Annotated in this window: 8 protein-coding genes; 2 read left to right on the forward strand and 6 right to left on the reverse strand. The window is 62.4% G+C overall.

From position 1 onward, the window contains the following. Window positions 1-117: 117 nt before the first annotated feature. A complete protein-coding gene (locus B5M42_RS22515) occupies window positions 118-2,040 on the forward strand; it encodes an FAD-dependent oxidoreductase (protein ID WP_134757057.1) in 1,923 nt (640 codons plus the stop codon). A 541-nt stretch (window positions 2,041-2,581) separates the two neighbouring features. Here the strand turns inward: B5M42_RS22515 and B5M42_RS22520 are convergent. From B5M42_RS22520 to addB, 5 genes are all read right to left on the reverse strand, one after another. Beyond that, entirely contained in the window at window positions 2,582-3,688 is a 1,107-nt protein-coding gene (locus tag B5M42_RS22520) for a hypothetical protein (RefSeq protein WP_230633145.1), read from the reverse strand. 342 nt (window positions 3,689-4,030) lie between these two features. After that, the gene (locus B5M42_RS22525) at window positions 4,031-7,744 is read right to left on the reverse strand and encodes an AAA family ATPase (RefSeq protein ID WP_134757053.1); all 3,714 of its coding nucleotides are present in this window, start codon (window positions 7,742-7,744) and stop codon (window positions 4,031-4,033) included. An 18-nt stretch (window positions 7,745-7,762) separates the two neighbouring features. Next, entirely contained in the window at window positions 7,763-8,941 is a 1,179-nt protein-coding gene (locus B5M42_RS22530) for a metallophosphoesterase family protein (protein WP_134757051.1), read from the reverse strand. Beyond that, a complete protein-coding gene (locus B5M42_RS22535; RefSeq protein ID WP_134757049.1) occupies window positions 8,941-13,245 on the reverse strand; it encodes a UvrD-helicase domain-containing protein in 4,305 nt (1,434 codons plus the stop codon). Before B5M42_RS22535 ends, B5M42_RS22530 begins: the two co-directional genes overlap by 1 nt. 180 nt (window positions 13,246-13,425) lie before the next feature. Next, the gene (gene addB / locus B5M42_RS22540) at window positions 13,426-16,971 is read right to left on the reverse strand and encodes a helicase-exonuclease AddAB subunit AddB (RefSeq protein WP_134757047.1); all 3,546 of its coding nucleotides are present in this window, start codon (window positions 16,969-16,971) and stop codon (window positions 13,426-13,428) included. Between the two features lie 340 nt (window positions 16,972-17,311). Here addB and B5M42_RS22545 point away from each other — a divergent pair, with 340 nt between their 5' ends. After that, complete coding sequence (locus B5M42_RS22545; RefSeq protein WP_134757045.1) at window positions 17,312-17,524, forward strand: hypothetical protein; 213 nt, start codon at window positions 17,312-17,314, stop codon at window positions 17,522-17,524. Between the two features lie 256 nt (window positions 17,525-17,780). Here the strand turns inward: B5M42_RS22545 and B5M42_RS22550 are convergent, their stop codons facing one another. Further along, window positions 17,781-19,157, reverse strand: a complete 1,377-nt coding sequence (locus tag B5M42_RS22550) for a class I SAM-dependent rRNA methyltransferase (protein WP_134757043.1) — start codon at window positions 19,155-19,157, stop codon at window positions 17,781-17,783. Between the last annotated feature and the right edge of the window lie 92 nt (window positions 19,158-19,249).

Raw genomic sequence — 19,249 nt, forward strand, 5'->3', positions numbered from 1 at the left:
TTGGCGTCTGCAGGCAGGTTCACTTTTGAAATAAATAGACTTTTAGTCTAATTTAACTGGACACCTTGCCGCGATCGGCATATACTGAACGTAATCTAACTCGAACGGAGGTCTCCCGTGAATCAATTCATGCGCGCCGCCACCCGCAAAAAACGCGGGCTTGTTCTGGAAACCGCTTTGTCCTTATTCGCCGACCAAGGGTACGAAGCCGTGTCCGTGGATGACATTATCGCAGCCACCGGCACGTCGAAGGGGACGTTTTACCACTATTTCAAAAGCAAGGATGCACTCGTATCCGCCGTCTACGACCGCCAAATCGAAGTTATTGAAGCGTGGGTCAAGCAGCCTCCCTCCAAAGTACTTTCGCTGGAAGGCCATATTAACCGGCTGTTTTTAGACTTAGGGTTTACAATAGGCGATTCCCGCCGGCTGATCCGCAGCTTGCTGGCGCTTGCGTTGCAAAACGACACTGTACAAAAAAGCGAACGGAACTACACCCGCATCCTTTTTGATGCCATCGTTCATTGGCTGCCCGACCGGGCAAAAGCGCAATTGCTCGTCAGCGTCTATGGAGGAATCGTCGCCCATTGGTGCAACGAGCCGGACACGGAGCTGGAACCCCTGCTACGCAGCGGACTCGCGCTGGTCTGGAGCGGACTGCGCCACAGCGACGGGGCCGATTTCACACTGGAAGCCGCTCCGAAGGAGGAACCTGCTATGAAAGTAGCCGTCATCGGCGGTGGTTTGGCCGGCCTGACCGCAGCCGCTTATTTGTCGGAAAGCCCGCATGTGGAAGGGATTGTGCTGGAACGAAGCCCGCAGCTCGGAGGCCGCGCATTTACTTACGAAAAAGCCGGGTTTACACTTAACTACGGCGCGCACGCCATCTATGGCATCGACCGGCATAATTTAACCGTCATGGAAAAAGAGCTCGGCCTGTCGTTCAGCTCGAAGCAGGTCGATAAACGGCGGGTCATGTACGCCAAGCATGGGCGGCTGACCGAGGCTCCGCTCGATTTTGTCAATTTGCTGCGCACAGAGCTGCTCAGCACGCGGCAAAAGATGCGTTTTGTCGGGGAAATTACCGCGATCATCGCCAACATTCACAATTTGAAAAATTACGCCACACTCGGCGATTATTTGGCTGAATCGGATGCCGACGAAGACGTCAAGGAGCTGTGGGAGCATCTGGTCTGCTCCAACTTCTTCATCACGCCCGAAGACGCGCGAAACGTATCCGGCGCTGCGATCAGCGAGTATTATCACAATTTATTTTTGTCAGGACGTCCCGTCAACTACGTGCTGGGCAGTTGGGCCGTTATTATCAATCAGCTCAAGCTGAAGCTGGAGACGTCGGGCCGCTGGCAAATTGCCTTGCAGGAAGGCGTCGAGCAGCTCCGCTACGCCGACCGACGGTTCGTGCTGCACACCAAAAACCGTGAAATCGCCGTCGATAAGGTTGTATTCGCGATGCCGGTGCAGCAGGTCGTCAAGCTGCTCAAAGGCACGGCCTGGGAGCCCTTCCTTGCTCCCTATGAAGGCAGCAGCGCAACCGAGGTCATGGTGTACGATATCGGCCTCAGCCGCGTCGTCGCCCGCCCGTTCAGCTACATCAGCGACATGGACAACAAGCTGTTCATCAGCGACGTTTCGGCAACAGACCATACGCTTGTGCCTGAAGGCGGGCAGCTGCTGCAGGCGATCGCGTATCTGAATGACGACTTCACCGACGAAGCCCGGCGCAAAGAGTATCTGGACGGCAAAATGCAACAGCTCGAAGCACTGTTTGACCAGCATTACCCTGGCTGGCGCGAGGCGGTTGCCGTCAAGCGGGTTTCCAAAAAAGCGATGGTATCGAGCGTCAAAAATGTCGCCGCCAACCGGCTGCTGCCGGTGCGGGTGGAGAACGTGCCGTTTTATTTTTGCGGCGACGGCTGCGAGGGCAAAGGCGAGCTGGCCGAGCGCGCCTTCTCCAGCGCGCGGAGTGCGGCGCTGGCGCTGGTCGAGGAAGCGGCACGGCTGGCCCCGGGCATCTTGTAAAGCGACGCTTTGAGCAGGAGAATACGCGGGCGAGTCTGGTGCGCTTTTGGGATGCGTGTGTGGATTAGGGTGGTCGTAAGCTAGAAAAAAACGCCGCCGTGATCTGTAAAGATCACAGCGGCGCTGCGGATATCGGCACGTTGCGGCAGAGCGATGCGGCATCCGGTGCGGCTGCGGCAGTGCGATGCGGCGTCCGATGCGGCTGCGGCAGTGCGATGCGGCGTCCCGTGCGGCTGCGGCAGAGCGATGCGGCGTCCGGCGCGGCTGCGGCAGTGCGATGCGGCGTCCCGTGCGGCTGCGACAGTGCGATGCGGCGTCCCGTGCTGCTGCGGCAGTGCGATGCGGCGTCCCGTGCGGCTGCGACAGTGCGATGCGGCGTCCCGTGCGGCTGCGACAGTGCGATGCGGCGTCCCGTGCGGCTACGGCAGTGCGATGCGGCGTCCGGCGCGGCTGCGGCAGAGCGATGCGGCGTCCGGCGCGGCTGCGGCAGTGCGATGCGGCGTCCCGTGCGGCTGCGGCAGAGAAAGATGCCTTACTGCGCCTAGCGCGATGCTCTGACGCGAATGGCCCGCAGGCGGGCCCGCTGGCGAGCCGTCAGCGGCTGGACATACGCATGGTTGCCCTGAGGAGCAGCGCCTTTAACGGCTCCGGCGGCGAATTTGCCGTCAGCGGCCGGAATGGCCACCCGCAAGCCGAAAATCGACATGACCGAAGCAATCGGGTTGCTGATCGACCGCAAGCCGTCGGCAGTTCCGGCAAAGTTCAGCGCTGCGGCATAGCGGTCGCTGGCCCGCAGCCAGACCGAACCGGAATCGCCCGGCAGCGATACCGGAACTGTACCGCGAATCACCGACTGGTTGCGAAACAGCAGGACGCCCAGCGATCCGCCGTAGTCGACGCGCACGTCAACGTTGTTCGATTCGACAATGCCGGTGACATACTCTGTGGTCCGGCCAAATTTCATGAAAAGCTCGCCGACGCGGTAGCTGAGCAGATGACCCGGCACGGTAATCAATGCGCCGTTTCGATTGATTACATATCGCGGATTAAGCGTGCTATTCGAGAGCGGCAGGGCAATCGCCGCATCGACCACGTTGGCGATATCCTTGCGCAGCCGAACAAACTCATAGGCCCGGCCAACCCGGTCGATGACCGTGCGACCGCCGTCGGCCGGTCCAGGCTGCAGCGTCTCGGAATAGGCGGTGCTATTGTTTTTGATCAGGACATGGTTGTTGCTGAGGATGTACAGCTGATTATTTTTGATCACAATCAGGCCCGCTGTACCCGTTGCTGCAGGATCGGGCTTGCCGATGCTGACGCCCCCGGGCACCGGACGGACGCGCTTGCCGTATACGGCAGGCTTGGCCCCGGATTGTGCCTTTGGGCCCGCATGGCCGTGGAACGTCCCCGTCGAAACGAATCGCATCGGCACATTCGCTCCAGCTCCTGTCGCCCGCGTCACCGCCAGCTTCAGACTGGTGATCTCGGCTGCGGCGATATTTTTTTTCGTATAAACAATGACACATGCTCCCGACGCCGGTTTGCCCGGATCGGCATAGCCGACCCCTACCGCCATAACCCCCGCACGCTTGAGCAGTACGGGCGACAGGCGGTTTTTATGCTGCAATGCTTGATGAAAGTTCGCCATTGGCATCCCCCTTTTAAATCGAAGATGCTGTCAGCATATGGAAAATACAAGCAACCCGAACTCTCTGTTAACCTACCTGTCCGCAAAATCGGCGATTGACGGGTAAGCACAGTCCGACTGCAGCAGGTATCGTGCACGACTCCCCGAGCGTGGCTCGGGCCGGACGATGGGTGGCGGGAGAACGTTTGGAAGACCGAACAACGGCTGGCAGACCGGATGCAAAAAGCCCCGCCCTGCGCCAGCGAGCGCGGAGCGGAGCTTGGGAGTGATTGTGGCTGCCCGCATTCGGGGAGTGCCCGTTTGCGCCAGAGCGCAAAAGCAGGCGCGGTTGCTGCTCAGGCGTTACTGCTCCTCCAGCACAATGCGGCTGCCGCGACCCGACGGTTCTGCCGGCAGCACCACCAGCTTGCGCGGCAGCCGGGCCCGCAACTCGGCCACATGGCTGATCACGCCTACGGCGAGCCTGTCCATGTGCAGCTTTTCCAGCGCGCCGACCACCATATCCAGCAGATCGGGATCAAGCGTGCCAAAGCCTTCGTCGAGAAAGAAAAACTCCAGCGGATACTCACCCTTCAATTGAATTTGCGCGGACAGCGCCAGCGCTAGCGCAAGCGAGGTCAGGAACGTTTCGCCGCCGGATAAGGTACCGACCGGGCGTTTGACGCCGCCGTTCGCGTCGTCGCGAATGACGAAGCCGCCGCCGGAATCGACCTCCAGCGCATAACGCCGCCTCGTCAACTGGCCTAACCGCTCGGAAGCGGCGCGGCTCACCTGCATCAACTGCTCCTCGGCCAAAAATTCCACAAACGCGTTGGCTTTCAGCACGTTTTGCAGCTTGCCGAGCCGCTCCTGGCGCTCTGCCAGCCCGGCGCGGCGCGCCTCCAGCTCGCGCCAGCGCTCATGCCGCACCGCCAGCTCCTCGGCCGCGCGCATAGCCGTCGCGCAAGCGGCCAGCGCCGCTTCGGCGCGCGTCCTGGCGGCGCTGCGCCCGGCCTGCGCCGCTTCCCAATCGGCCGCGCTGACGACGCGGCCGGCGAGCTTGGCTGCGAGCTGCGCCAGCGCCAGCCGCAGCTCGTGCTCGCGCGCGCGATGCGCTGTCACGCGCTCGCTCCAGGCGCGGCGCGTCGGCTCCGCCAGCGCCGCCGCTTCGGCGGCTTCGCGCGACGCGAAGCCGCTTTGTTCGAGCGCGGCGGCCAGCTCGCGCTCGGTTTGCGCCCGCTGCCGCGCCCCGGCAGCGGCGGCTTCCGCCGCGGCGCTGGCGCGCTGCGCGGCGGTTTGCTGCGCATGGAGCGCTGCGCCATGCGCGGTTTTGGCCCGCTGCGCCGCGGTGCGCAGCGTCTCAAGAGCAGCTGCGGCTTCGCCGTGCAGCTGCTTGGCGCTCGCGCCGGGCGCGAGCAGCGCGGCCAGCTGCCGCGCTTTGTCGGCGGCGCGCTCGCGCAAGCCCTGCAGCCGCGTCTCGGCTTGCAGGGCCGCTTTGTCGAGCTCCTGCGCGCGGCGCTGGAGCTCGTCGATTTCGCCGAGCAGCCCGTCGAGGAACGGGATGCTCTTGTCGATGCGGCCGCGCAGCTCGTCGGCTGCCTGATCGCGGTCGAGCAGCTCGCGGAGCCGCTGCTCGACCGTCTCCCAGTCCGCTTGCCCGGCGAAGCGGACATCCCAGGCCTGCCGCTGCCGGCGCACTGCCTCAGCGGCGTTGTCCACGCGCTGGCCCGCTTCGGCCAGCGCGTGGTCGGCCGCTCCAAGCTGGGCGGAGCTCTGGTCGGCCTGACGCTCGGCCGTTTGCAGCTCCTTCAGCAGCGCGGCCAGCCACCGCTCGCCGGTTGCGGTATCGGCCGCCAAACGCTCCAAGCGCTCGCGTTGCGCAGCCAGCGTTCGCTCAAACGCCTCAGCCTCCAATTCGCCAAAAGCCCCAGCTCTTGCCGTGCCCTCAGCTTCCACCTCGCCCAACGCACCTGCTCTTGCCGCACCCTCAGCTTCCACCTCACCTAACGCACCTGCTCGCGCCGTACCCTCAGCTTCCACCTCACCCAACGCACCTGCTCGCGCCGTACCCTCAGCTTCCACCTCGCCCAACGCACCAGCCCGCGTCACGCCCTCAGCTTCCACCTCGCCCAACGCACCTGCTCGCGCCGTACCCTCAGCTTCCACCGCACCTAACGCTCCGGCTAGCGACACATCCAACGCATCAGCCCCGGCCACCCCTGCAGCCGCTTCCGCCCAGCCAGGCGCGTCTGCCAGCCCGGCAGACTCCGCAGCTTGCAGCGCGCTGCCGTATAGCGAAACCGTCCGGCTTTGCGCGAGCCGCACCGCGCCCAGCAGCTCGCGCGCCTCTTGCGCCAGCTCCTGCAGGCGCAAGGCCGCTTGCTCGGCCGCTTCGGCCCCGTTCGCAGCCTCGCCGCCCGCGCCATACGGCGCGGGATGCTCCGTCGCGCCGCAAACCGGGCACGCTTCGCCCGCCGCCAGCCCCGCGGCAAGCCTTGCCGCCAGCGCATGCCGTTCGGCTTGCCGCCACGCCGCGCGCTGACGCTCAGCCGCTGCCGCAGCAGCCGGCACCAGCGCGGCCGCTTCAGCCGCAAGCGCCGCTTCGGCTGCCAGCCGTCCGGCCATCTCGCCAAACCAGCCGCCCAGCTGCGCCGCTGCTTGCTCCCGTCCGGCAAGCGCTTGCTCGTGAGCACGCCGTGCGCCTTGAGCTTGCGTCTCCAGCCGGTCGCGGTCAGACCGGCGCTCGCGCTCCTGCTCCTCCAGCTGGCGCACAGCCAGCTTGCCCTGCACCGCATCCTGAAGTGCCTGACGCGCCTGACTGGAAACCTCGACGCGCTTGAGCTGCTCCTTCAAATCGGCTTGCTTGGCAAGCGCCTTCTCCTTCGTCTCCAGCTTGGCCTTGAGCTCCGCCTGCTTGGCAGCGCCGGCTGCGCGCGCTTCGCGCTCCTCGCCCTCGCAGCCAGCGATTTGCTGTTCAACCTCGGCCAGCTCCGCCTGCTGCTCCAGCGCTTGCTTGAGCTGCTGCAACCTCAGAAGCAGCGGTTCCTCGCCTTCGGTAAGCGCCTGCTGCGCCCGCACAAGCTCCGTTTCCGCCGCCTGATAGGCCGCATTGGCAACGACGCGGGCACGTTCGGCCTCCTCCAGTTGCCGCCGGGTGGCGTCTGCCTCGGCCGACGCAGAAGCGGCGCGCTCCACGTAAGGCCGTGCCCGCTCGGCCTGCTCGGCTTGGCGCAGCAGTGTCTCCTTGGCGCAAATATCAGCTTCATCCGCGCCAAGCAGCGCCGCTTCGCGCTCCAGCGCCTCTTGCTCGCGCTGCCAAAGCATCAGCTGCTTGTAATCCTCATACAGCCGTTCGGCCTGCTCCAGCGCTGTGCGGCTGAGTCCTTGTTCAGCTTCAGCAGCTGTCAGCGCCTGACGCGCAGCTTCCAGCGCCTCCTCCGACGCTTCTCCGAGACCAAGCTGTTCGGCGGCAATTTGCTTGCCGGCGCTGTCGGCTTCTTTGAAGCTGGCGCTCACTTTTTCGCTCAAACGGTCCCCGTATTGCTCCAAATGAAACAGCCGCTGCAGCATTTGCCGGCGGTCCTTGCCCGTCAGCGTCAGAAATTCGGCAAATTTCCCCTGAGGCAGCACAACCGCACGCGTAAAATCCTGCATCGACAGGCCCAAAATCGCCTGAATCCGCTGATTGACATCCTTATCCTTATCGGCTAGCACCGTGGAAGAACCTCCAGCAATCTGTACGAGCCGGCTGATCGTATTTTTGACGGAAAGCTCGGATTCCCGCTTGTATTGCCGCTCCACCCGATAGCGCAGCGCACCGGACGCATTCGTCAGCTCAAACGTAAACGAAACGGACAACGTGGTCTCCGCGTGATTCATAATCGCTTGCGTGCCGCGGCTGGCCCGCTCCACCGTACCGTACAGTGCCAGAGTCAGCGCATCGAGAATCGAGGATTTGCCGCTGCCCGTCGGACCGAAAATCCCGAATACGCCGGCCGCGCACAGCCGGGTAAAATCAATTTCCTGCGGCTCCCGATAGCTTTGCAGCCCGGATAATTGCAAATGAATCGGACGCATCTCGTTTCACTTCCCCCTTCACTCCCCCGACGTTTCCTGCGCCGTCGTCTCATGCAGCAGCTCCAGAAACAACCGGACCAGCTCCGGCTCTGGAACAGCTCCTCCGGTGCGCCGCGCATAAAAGCGCGTAAACAGCTCGTCCATCGGCAAAGACGACATTGCCGTCAGCTCTGTGGTATCCGCTATTTCTGTAAACACAGGACGTATGTGGATAAATCCCGCGCGCGCTCGGCGCAGCGCCTGAATTTGCTCCAGCGACATCGCCTCGGTCATCAGGATTTCCAAATCAATCCATGCAGACGGATCGCGGCCTTCGTCCAGCCAACGATGCACCTGCTGCAAACCTTCAACAGCTTTCCAGCTAACCAGTGGGCGGCCCGAACGCAGAAAAATTTCCCGCGGACGTGCCTCCTCGCCCGGCGCAAGCTCCAGCACCGTCACCGATTTGGCTTGCCCGGCTTCCGAAAAGCTGTACGCCAGCGGCGAACCCGCATAGCGAATCGGCATCGGCGCTTTGACCAGCTGCGGTCTATGTAAATGCCCGAGCGCCACATATTGCGCTCCGGCGGTCAATGCGGCCGTATCAACGGTGTACGCTCCGCCGACCTGAATCGGACGCTCGGATTCCGTTTCGCTGCCGCCAAGCACGTACAAATGGCTCATAACCACGTTCACGCTATCGCCGGTGAACCCGGACGCCATTCGGCGAATGAGCTGTCCGACCCGCGCCGAATAATGGCTGCGCAGCGACTCTTCGTCCGCATCCTCGGACAACAGCTCCTTGAGCCGGGCCTCGGACGGATAAGGCAGCGCAGCGATTTTTGCCAGCTCGCCCGTTCTCGCCGTACCTGCCGTGACCAGCTGCGGCGTCGGCAAGCCGAGCAGCGTAATGCCTTGAGCAGCAGCCAGCGGACTGGAAGCCGCCAAGCGCTCCGGTTGATCGTGATTGCCCGCAATGACCACCACCTGCCGCCGTCCGCCCGCCGCCAGTCGGGACACGCCTTCGTAGAACAGCTGCTCGGCCAAGGCCGGAGGATTCACGCTGTCATACACGTCGCCGGCGACCAGAACAAGATCAATCTGCTCATCCTCGACGATTTGCACCAGCTCGTCCATGAAGGCCGACTGCTCCTCCATCCGGCTGCGCCCTTCCAGCGCGCGGCCAAAATGCCAATCGGCGGTATGCAAAATGCGCATCAGCCTCGTTCCTCCTCCGGTACATCCATTTCAACCAAAATTTCGCCGTCAAAAAAATATAAATACGCGCCGCTCAGCGGACGCCGCCAAATATGCGCAACCGCTTGGGCATACAGCCCGATCTGCACCCGGTAGCGCTCTCGCAGCTCATCCGGCGAGCTGCCGCGCACGGCGTCGGTTTTGTAATCAAGCAGCACCAGCCCTTGATCGTCTTCAAACAAGCAATCGATAACACCTTGAATCAGCACCGTTTCTCCCGCTGCCGAAGGACCCGCATGGACGTACACCTCGGATGCGTCCAGCCCGTAGCTGAACGGCACCTCGCGGCGCAAGCGCGGCGCAAGCAGCATCCGCCGGCCAAGATCGGTAGCAAAAAAGCGCAAAATCGCTTCGGGCTCCACCGATTCAGCCTGCAAGCAGGTGAGCATTTGCCGCTCGAGCATCGAAGCCAGCAGCTCGCGGATGGAATCCGCCGTTGGCGGCGGGACGAGCGGAAGATTTTGCATCACGGCATGGACCACTGTGCCTTTTTCCGCAGCGGTCAGCCGCCGTTGCTCCAAAAAACGCGGACGACGCAGCACGGACGGCGCTGCAGCGGGCTCACGGCCCAAGCCGAATACGGCCGACGGCAGCTCCTCCTCGGCCGTTATGCGGCCGCGGTCGGCAAGACGTTTCATTTCGGAAACGGTCGTTTTGGCAAAAAATGCCGGTGCCTCTGCATACGCATACTGCCAGCTCAGCCGCTGCTCCAGACGCTCGCGCCAGATGCCGCTTGAGGGGACCGGCGCAAGCTGGCGCAGCGCCTCCAGACGGCTTTGCGCCAAGGCTGCCGCTGCCGACTGCGCCTCATCGGCATTCGGCTCCTCGGCCGGCGCGGTCGGAGCCAGCAGCTCCTGCGGACGCAGCACCGTAAACGTCCATTCAGACGCATCCGCCAGCAGCGCGTTCGCATTCCCCGGCAGGTCGAGCCGTTGCCGCCAGCCCTCCGCTGCCGGATGACGCAGGAGCGCCGGGCCGACCCAATCCAAATAGCATTTGGCCCGCGCCAGCTCATAGTCCGGCAAATGCGGCTGCCCTCCCGCCAGATGGCGCGACCACGCACCAAGCAGCTTGTTCAGCGATTTGACCGTGCCCAGCAAGATCAGCTTTTCGCGCGCTCGCGTCAGCGCTACATAAAGCACCCGCATCTCCTCGGCCAGCAGCTCCAGCTTCATGCGCCGTTTGATGGCCAGTGAAGGCAGCGACGGATAGCCGACCCTCAGCTCGGTATCAATAAATCGCGGACCAAAACCTAACTCCTTGTGCAGCAAAAAAGCATCGTTCAGATCGCGCTGATTGAACGATTTGGCCATACCGGCGACGAAAACAACCGGAAACTCCAGCCCCTTGCTCTTATGGATCGACATGATGCGGACGACATCCTCCTGCTCGCCAAGCGAACGGGCCGTCCCCAAGTCGCCGCCGGTTTCCTGCATCCGCTCCAAAAACCGCAAAAAGCGGAACAAGCCGCGCAGTGACGTGCTTTCATACTGGCGCGCCCGGTCGTAAAGCGCCCGCAAATTCGCTTGACGCTGCACGCCTCCCGGCAGACCGCCGACAAAATCGTAATACCCGGTTTCGCGATAAATCCGCCAGATCAAATCAGCCAGCGAGCCTTGCCGCGCTTCGCTGCGCCACAGCTCCAGCTGCTCCAGGAAACGCCGCAGCTTGACCACCAGCTCGTCCGGCTCCGACGCAGCGTCATCAGGGCTTTCCTGACCGGGCGTATCGCAGTCGCCGGCCTTGCCGTCAGCTCGCTCGCCAGCACCAGCAACGGCCGGCTCCAGTCCGGCGAACCCTTTGCCGCCGCTTGCGCCCGCCGCTTGCCCGCTGTCGGCGGCTTCCGCCCCGGCAGCCGCTTCCGTATCGGCTTCATCCGGCTCCACGCCGCCCTTTGCCGCCCGCAGCAGCGCCTCGTAGAAAGGCTGTCCCTTGCCAACCGCGCGAATGCGGGCCAGCTCATCGGCATTCAGCAGCACGACGGGGGAACGCAGCACCGCTGCCAGCGGAATGTCCTGATACGGATTGTCGATAATTTTGAGCAGGGACAGCATAACCTCCACTTCTGTTGCGGAAAAATACCCCGTGCTTAAATCGGCATACGCGGGAATGCCCATATGCTTGAACTCCTCGATAATAACCGGAGCCCACATCTGCGTAGCCCGCAGCAAAATGACGATATCGCGGTACGTAGCCGGGCGCATGCCGCCAACGCGCTTGTCAAATACTTGAAAAGCTTGCTGCCCTTTCGTCCCGTCCGCGGGCGCATCGCCGCCCAGCAGCCGACGGATTTGAGCCGCCATCGCGCGCGCTTCGAGCTGTACGGTTTCCAGCTCCTGCGCCTCCAGCTCCAAATCGCTGGGACCGGCCCCCTCCGTCGCAACGCCTCCGTCTTCTTCCTCCGTGTAGCGGTCGGCTTCATCTTCGGCCTCGCCCGTCTCCACGGAGCGATCGATCAAAACCATCTCCACGGCGCAATCCGATTCCGCTTCCGGATACCCGGCTCCATAAATCAGCTCGGCCCGCTCGTCGTAAGCAATTTCGCCAACGCCTTCATTCATCAATTGGCGGAACAAGAAATTCACGGCGTCGACAACCTGGCGGCGGCTGCGGAAATTGCGCGCCAAATCGATGCGCAAGCCGCTGGCGGCAACATCGCGCGCATACGCCTTGTATTTTTCCAGAAACAGTCCTGGCTCGGCGAGACGAAATCGGTAAATGCTCTGCTTGACGTCGCCGACCATGAAGCGGTTGCCGGCTCCGGGCCGCGAGATCAGCTCGACGATCGCTTCCTGCACGCGATTCGTGTCCTGATATTCGTCCAGCAGCACCTCGACGAATTGCTCGCGGTACGCCAAAGCCGCTTGCGACGGTACCAGCTGGCCCGGAGCTGCGCCCGGCTCGCGCAAAATCTGCAAACAGTAATGCTCCAGATCGGCAAAATCGATCAGCCCCTTGGCCGCTTTCGCCTGCTGATAACGCCCGGCAAAATCGCAAACCAGATCGACGAGCGTATGCAGCAGCGGCGCCATATCCGCCACCTCCTGAGCGAATTGCGCCATCGTGCGCCCGAACAGCTCCTCGCGAATTTTGCCGACCTGCTCCTTGGCCCGGTTGCGCAGCTCCTTGACCTGCTCCTGCAGCTGCTTGTCGTAATCGTCGCCCTTGCAAGCCTTCAGCTTGCCGAACTCCGCCGTCTGAAACCGCGCATGCAGATCGGACCACGGTCCGCGCGACGCTGTAAGCAGCTCCCCGATCAGCTGCAGGTCATCGGACAGGTTGGCCAAATACGGCGTCGGACCGCCCGGCTGCTCCGCCAGCTCCTGCGCCTGCCGCAGCACGTCGGCCGCTCCGGTCAGCTCCAGCTGCACATCGGCGACCAAGCTGGCTTCCCAGCGCGAGAAGTCGACAGGCGCTGCAGCCGCTTCCCCATCAAGCTTCGCCGATGCTGCATCGTTCAGCCGCCAAGCCGCAAATTCCGGCGCATCGGATCGTCTGTCCGTCTCCATAGCCGCTGCCGCTTCCTGCCATGCCGCCTCCAGCTCCGCCGCAGCTTCCGCTTCCGCAAGCGGGCTGCCAGCTTCGGCGGCTTCCTGCAGCCTTTCCGCTGCGGCCTCAGGCTGCGGGCCAAACATCAATGCAGCTTCGCGCAGCCACTGGTCCGGCCACGGGTGGCTTCGCGACACGTCGTACAGCTTTTGCACCAGCTGCATCAACGCCGCGTCGCTCCGCTCGCCGCTAAATGCGTCGACCAGCCGCCAGAACGGACTGGATGACTCCGATTCGCTGGCCGCATAATACGACTCCAGCAGCTCCTCCAGCAAATCCTGGCGCAGCAGCTCCGCTTCGGTCTCGTTGGCGATGCGAAACCCGGGATCGAGCCGGATCAGGCTGAAATACCGCTGCACCACCTCCAGACAAAACGAATGCAGCGTCGTAATCGAAGCGCGTCCCATCAGCGCGAGCTGCTTGCGTAAATGCTGCGAACGTGGCTGGCGCAGCAGCTCCTTCTCCAGCGCGTCGCGAATCCGGTGCTTCATCTCGGAAGCAGCCGCTTTTGTAAAGGTCGCAACCAGCAGCCGGTCGACATCGACGGGCTGCTGCTCGCTCGCAATCCGCCGAATGATCCGCTCGACCAAAACCGCGGTTTTGCCCGATCCTGCCGCAGCGGCAACGAGCATATTGCGGCCGGCGAGCGTAATCGCGTCCCATTGATCGTCGGTCCATGTGCTGTCCAAAGGCTTAGGTTGTTGCTGCATTGACATGACGTGAATCTCCTTTCCCAACGGCCACTGCCGGTTTATCTGCTTCGCTTGAACAAAGCGGAGACGCCGTCGCAACGTCCCCGCTTGTTTGGCACCGCTTTTTGCCCCCGCGACGATTGATCAAGCCGACCTGTAGCCCGAACGACGGTGTATCTGACGGTCTGCTTGCTCCGCCATTGCCTAACGCTCCTGCGTCCGCTCCAGCTCCTGCCAAATTTGCTCCTTGCTGCGCGGACGCAGCGTGATCAGCTCATTGTCGTCCAGCAGCGGATCGAACTGGCATACCGCCTTATAGTCGCAAAACTGGCAGGCGGTTTTTTTGCCCATCCGAAACGGCGTGATCGCGACATGTCCGTCGGTAATGCCTACGCCAATCCGCTGCACCATATTGCGCACATAGCTGCGCAGCTGCTCCCATTGCGCATCAGTAGCGACCGAGGAGCTGCTGTAAAAGCTGCCGTCCTTTTTCAAAGCAACCGGAATCAATTGCGAGTGGCCTCCGCTGCGCGCCAGCTCATCGTCCATCCGCCCTGCCACGTCGGGGTCGGCTGTTACGAGTCCCTTCATCTTGAACCGCTTGCGCAGCTCGCGCTCGATCTCACCGCGGTCCAATGCGTTTTTCGGCGACAGCAGCGGGTTATGTACGTGAAAATAAAGCACGCCGGCCGGCTTGGCGGGCAGCCCCAGCCACAGCTCGGCATGGGTAAGCACGACGTCCAAATAAGTCAGCATTTGCAGGCTGAGCCCGTACATCAGCTCGGAGAGCTGCAAAGAGGTCTGGCTCGATTTATAGTCAATCACGCGCAACAGCCAGCCGGTTTGGCCCTCGGCGCCGTCGACGCGATCGATGCGTCCGATAATTTCCATTGTACAGCCGTTCTCCAGCGTAAACGTAAGCGGCGGCAGCGTCTGGCCCGGCCCGAACGCCAGCTCCAGGCCCAGCGGCTTGAACTCGCCGCGCCGGGCGTGCTCGCCGAGAACAACGGCGGCCCGGCCGACAACTTGCTTGAGCTTGCGGGCAATGTAGGCGTAACGGCTGGAGCTGAGCAAAATTTCCCCCTGCAGCCTTGGCGACAATTCTTCAACGACCTGCGCCGAGCGGGAGAAAATTTCTTCGTCGGTCAGCATCCCCCACTCCAGCTGCTCCTCCTGCAAGCCACGTGCGAACTGGTTCAACGCTGCGTGGAATAACTGACCGATGTCCGGCGCGTCGAGCTTGTAAACCCTGCGCTGCTGAAGCTTGAGTCCGTGCGACGCAAAATGGGAAAACGGGCAGGCCGCGAATTTTTCCATCCGCGATACGCTGGCCCTTAGGTGCCGTCCGTACAGTCGGCGGCTTGCCTCCGGGCTCAAATCGGCTTCCCGGTTCGTGTACAGCAGTGCTTTGACCAGCGGCTGCAGCCCGGTCTGGCCGCCTCTCTGGCCGGCAAACCAGTTGTAAGCGTCCCACCACAGCTCCGGCATGGGCTCGCCGTTCATCCAGCCCTTCAGCCGCACAGCAAGCCGCGAGAGCGTATGCCCCGGATGGGCAATAAAATCCAGCTGCTCCTCCTCCGGCTGCTCCGGCGCGGGTTCGGCCGGCAGCAAACGTTCTCCGACAGCCGGGAACAGGCGGCGCAGCTGTTTGATCAGCTCCGACGGCAGCAGCGTCTTGCCCTCCTCGTCGGACAGCGGATAGCTCAGCCACAACCTGTGGCTCGGTACAGTCAACGATGTGTAGATCAGAAATTGCTCATCCAGCAGCTTGCGCCGGCTGCCGTCGGCCATCGGCAAACCGCCCGATGCCAACAGCTCGCGCTCCGCTTCGGTCAGCACGCCGTTTTCCTGCAGCTGCGCCGGAACGACGCCTTCATTCAAGCCAAGCAGGTATGCATAACGAATGCCGCTGGAGCGGGTGCGGTCCATGCTGCCGATCAGCACCTGATCCATCGACGGCGGCACGAGGCCCAGCTTCATGCTCTCCAGACCCGTATCGACGAGACCGGCAAACAGCTCGCCCGACAGCTCCTGTTCACCCATCGTTTCGACCAGTTGGTCGAACATATCGATGATGCCGTTCCACATTTGCCCGTGCTCGCGGGCCTTTTCGGGATTACCGGCAGCGAGGGCCGCTGCGCTCCACGCCTCCAGCTTGTCCGGGGCCTCGATATCGAGCAGCAGCTCGTACAGCGCTTCAACCTTGCCCTGCACCGTCCGCGCCTGCCGCAGCCGTTTGGCCAGCGCTTGCAGCGGACCGACGACCCAGGCACGGCACGTGTTCAACCGCTCCGTATACACCGCATCGGCGAGCTGCTGCTGCTCGGGATTGTCCAGATCGGCGCGCAGCGTATACGTCCACGGCTTGCCGTCCGTCCAGCGCGAGCCCTTGATGCCGCAGGCCAACACGTAATTTTCGAGCTGATCCATCGCGCTGCGCTGCTCGGCCAGCAAGGGCTCGCTGCCCGCTCCCGGCAGCAGCAGATCGGTTTTGACACAGCGGAATACCGCATCGTAAGGCCAATTACTGGCGACCGTCTCCAGCGCCGAGCGGATAAACTCGACCAGCGGGTGGTGAAGCACCGTTCTTTTTTCATCAAAAAAATGCGGGATGCCGAAATCCGTCAGCACCGTGCGCAGCAAGTCGCCGTAGCTCTCCATGTTGCGCACCATCACGGCCATATCGCGCCAGCGCACGCCCTTCTCGCGCGCCAGTCGCAGCATGTCGCGCGCTGCGCCCTCCGCCTCCGCGCGCCGGTTGACCGCATCGCGAATCGTCAGCTGCTCCTCCAGACCGCGCTGGCCCGGTTGGACGGCGAAGCTTTCGCCGATCGCGCCGACGCGCTGCTCGAAGGCCCGCTCCAAATAAGCGAGCGCCGGACTTTGCGCAAATCGCGGAGCGACCTCGGGCCGCAGCTGCACCTGCTCGCCTGGCGGCAAGCCGAGCTGGACCAGCCGGTTTTGCAGCTCAATCATAGTTTGGGCCGTCGGATGAAACAAATCCAGCTCCTGCGGCTCCGCACCGGGCTCATACCCCCGATTGAGACACAGCGTAACGGTCACCTCGGCGCACTGCGCAAACAGCCGCTCCAGCGCCGTCAGCTCCTGCGGCGTAAAGCCGTGAAAGCCGTCAATCCACACCGACGCCTCGCGCAAATACGTCGATGCGAGAATTTGCTGCGCCAGCAGCGTCAAATAATCTTCGCCGTCCAAATATTGCCGGGCCAGCTCACGCTCGAAGTCGGCATAGACAAGCCGAATGTCGTGCAGCTTGTCGCCGACCATGCCGCCGTAGCCGAATTCGCCGGCCATGCCGCTTTCCTGCTTGGCCAGCAGCTCGGCGGTTACGCAGTAGCGCTTCAGCTCCGTAAACAGCTGATTCAGCCGGTCGACGAAGCCCGTTTGCTCGGCGGCGTGCCGAAACAGGCGCAAATCGTCCTTGCGCTCCTGCAAGATCCTGAACAGCAGCAGCTTTTTGCCCGTTTCGTCGATCGCCAGGCGCGCCGTGCCGCCTTCCTCCTGCATCAGCCGCCACGCCAGCCGATGAAAGCTGAGCACCTGCGCGCGGATCATGCCGCCGACGCCCGGCGACGACACCAGCGCATGCTCGGCCTGGAAGGTCGCCTGCTCGGGGACGAGCAGAATGAGTGGCGGGCCATCCGGGTCCGCCAGCAGCCGCTGCTTGATGTCGCGCAGGCACAGCTCGCTTTTACCACTGCCCGCCCGTCCGATCACAAATCGCACTGCCATATCCCGATCTCTCCTTTCCGGTCTATCTTTCTCCCTATTCTATCATATTATTGCAAAAAACGCGGCTTGGCACTTGCTGCCAGAGACCGAAGCGCCGCAGCTCCACGCATAAAACGTTCGGCATTGGCGCATCCTAGAAGTCCGGTGAAGAAGTGGCCGGAGAGTCGATAGGGAGCTGGAACAGCGTCAGCGGTCGCCCTTGTCGACGGATTTTCACCCCAAACGGGGTCATTCTATCGGAAAATCCGGCTACAACAGCGAGTGGAAACCGCTATCGAGCGGAGGACACTGGTTTTTCACCGGAGTTCTAACGCATATGAAAACAAAGAGGTGATCGTTTATGAATACCCCCGATAACAACCGCGCCAAACGTCAGGCCGCCGCTCAAGAAGCGCTGCTGTCGCCAATGGAGCGCAAAAACGCCGCGCCCACCGATCCGATCAGCGACGCCGTTGCTGAAATCGTGCAAAACGTGGAGGAAGCTTTTACCGGACACGAGCATGGGCATGAGAATGAGCACGATCATGAGCATGGGCATAGGCAGGAACATTAGTCTCGGCGCAAATCCGAAACGCACGTATCCGCTAAACATGCAGGTCGCCTTGCAAAAGTTTCCGTACCGCGTGGCTCCCGGAATGAGCTGCCGGCGGTAAGGCGGCTGTAAGACGCGTGCCAACCCGGCTGCGTCCGACGGTTGGTTGCATGATAGGCCTCAGCTCCGCTTAGCACGTCCATATCAAAAAGCCGGTCGGCCAAAGGACATCTCATCCCTTGCGCCAACCGGCTTTTCCGCTTCCGCCGCTTGCTTGCTATTTGCTTTTGCTGCGCACCTCAAAGATCGCAAACTTCAAATAATGCCCCTCGTCCACGCCCAGCAGCCGCGGATGATCCTTGCCCGCCCCGCGAAAATCGACCAGCCGCAGCTGCTTGCCGGCATCGACGGCCGCTGCGTGAATCGTCTCCAGAAACAGCTCGGGCCGCATATGATACGAGCAGCTGGCCGTAACGAGAAATCCGCCTTCGTTCACCAGCTTCATCCCGTGCAGGTTAATGTCCTTGTAGCCGCGGCAAGCGCCTTCGACCGCGCTTTTCGTCTTGGCAAACGCCGGCGGATCGAGAATCACAACATCCCACGTGCGCCCTTCGCCGCCCAGTGGCTTCGACGTATCGAGCTTGATCTCGCCCTGACCGGCTTTGGCCCGCTGCTTGCGCTCCTCGACGCCCTTGGCCTGGCTGCGCAAATAATCAAACGCATCGGCGACGACGAATTCAACGCGCTCCTCAAACCCGTTCAACGCCACATTCATCCGCGCGCTTTCAATCGCATGCTCGGAAATGTCGAGACAGGTCACCTTCTTCGCCCCGTATTTGCAGGCGTTCAGCGTAAAGCTGCCGGTATGCGAAAAGCATTCCAGCACCGTCGCTCCGTCCCAATAGGGGAATGTCACTTCCTTGCCGCTTTTGTTCACCGCCGCGCGGCGCACGCCCTCGCCATCGGCAATTTCCCGCAGCTCAATGCCGCTGCGCTTGCCCCAGCCCGTCATCAGGGGCGCAATCGCCGCCCGATTTTCCCGCTGATCGAAAAAATACCCCGTCTTTTGGCCCGCCTCGATATCGACGCGAATCCGCAGACCGTTCTCCACAATGTCGACATGCTTGGGACATTCCCCATACAACGCGCCCTTCGTCTGCTCCAGCCCCTCCAGCTCGCGCACCGCTACATCGCTGCGCTCATAGATGCCCTTGGGCTGAAACAGCTCGACCAGCGCGCTCACCAGCGTCTCGCGGCAGCGGTCCATGCCCAGCGTCAGGATTTGCACGACAAGCACGTCGGCAAACTTGTCGACGATCAGCCCGGGCAATCCGTCCGCTTCGCCGTAAACGAGCCGATACGACTCGGCTTCGCCGAGAAACCGGGTGCGCAAAGCCGCACAGCGCTCCAGCCTTTCGCGGAAAAAGTCCGCGTCCATCGCAGCCAGCGGCTCGTAAGCGACAACGCGCACCGTAATTTGCGACGCTTCATTATAGTAGCCTGTAGCCAGATATTGGCCGTTGTGGCTGTGCACAGCGACGAGCTGGCCCGGGGCGGGAACGCCGTCCGCCCGCTCGATTTCGCTGCGGTACACCCAAGGGTGGCCTTGCTCCAGCCGGAATTTTCGTTTTTTCTGCAAATAAATCGCAACCATCGTCCGTCCGCCATCCTTTTCCTGAACACGTGCCCGCTGCCAGCCGGCTTGTCATGCTCGTCTGCCGGGTCACATATATTGAATGCAAAAGC

The sequence above is a fragment of the Paenibacillus athensensis genome (assembly GCF_004514475.2).
GTDB classification, from domain to species: Bacteria; Bacillota; Bacilli; order Paenibacillales; family NBRC-103111; genus Paenibacillus_AL; species Paenibacillus_AL athensensis.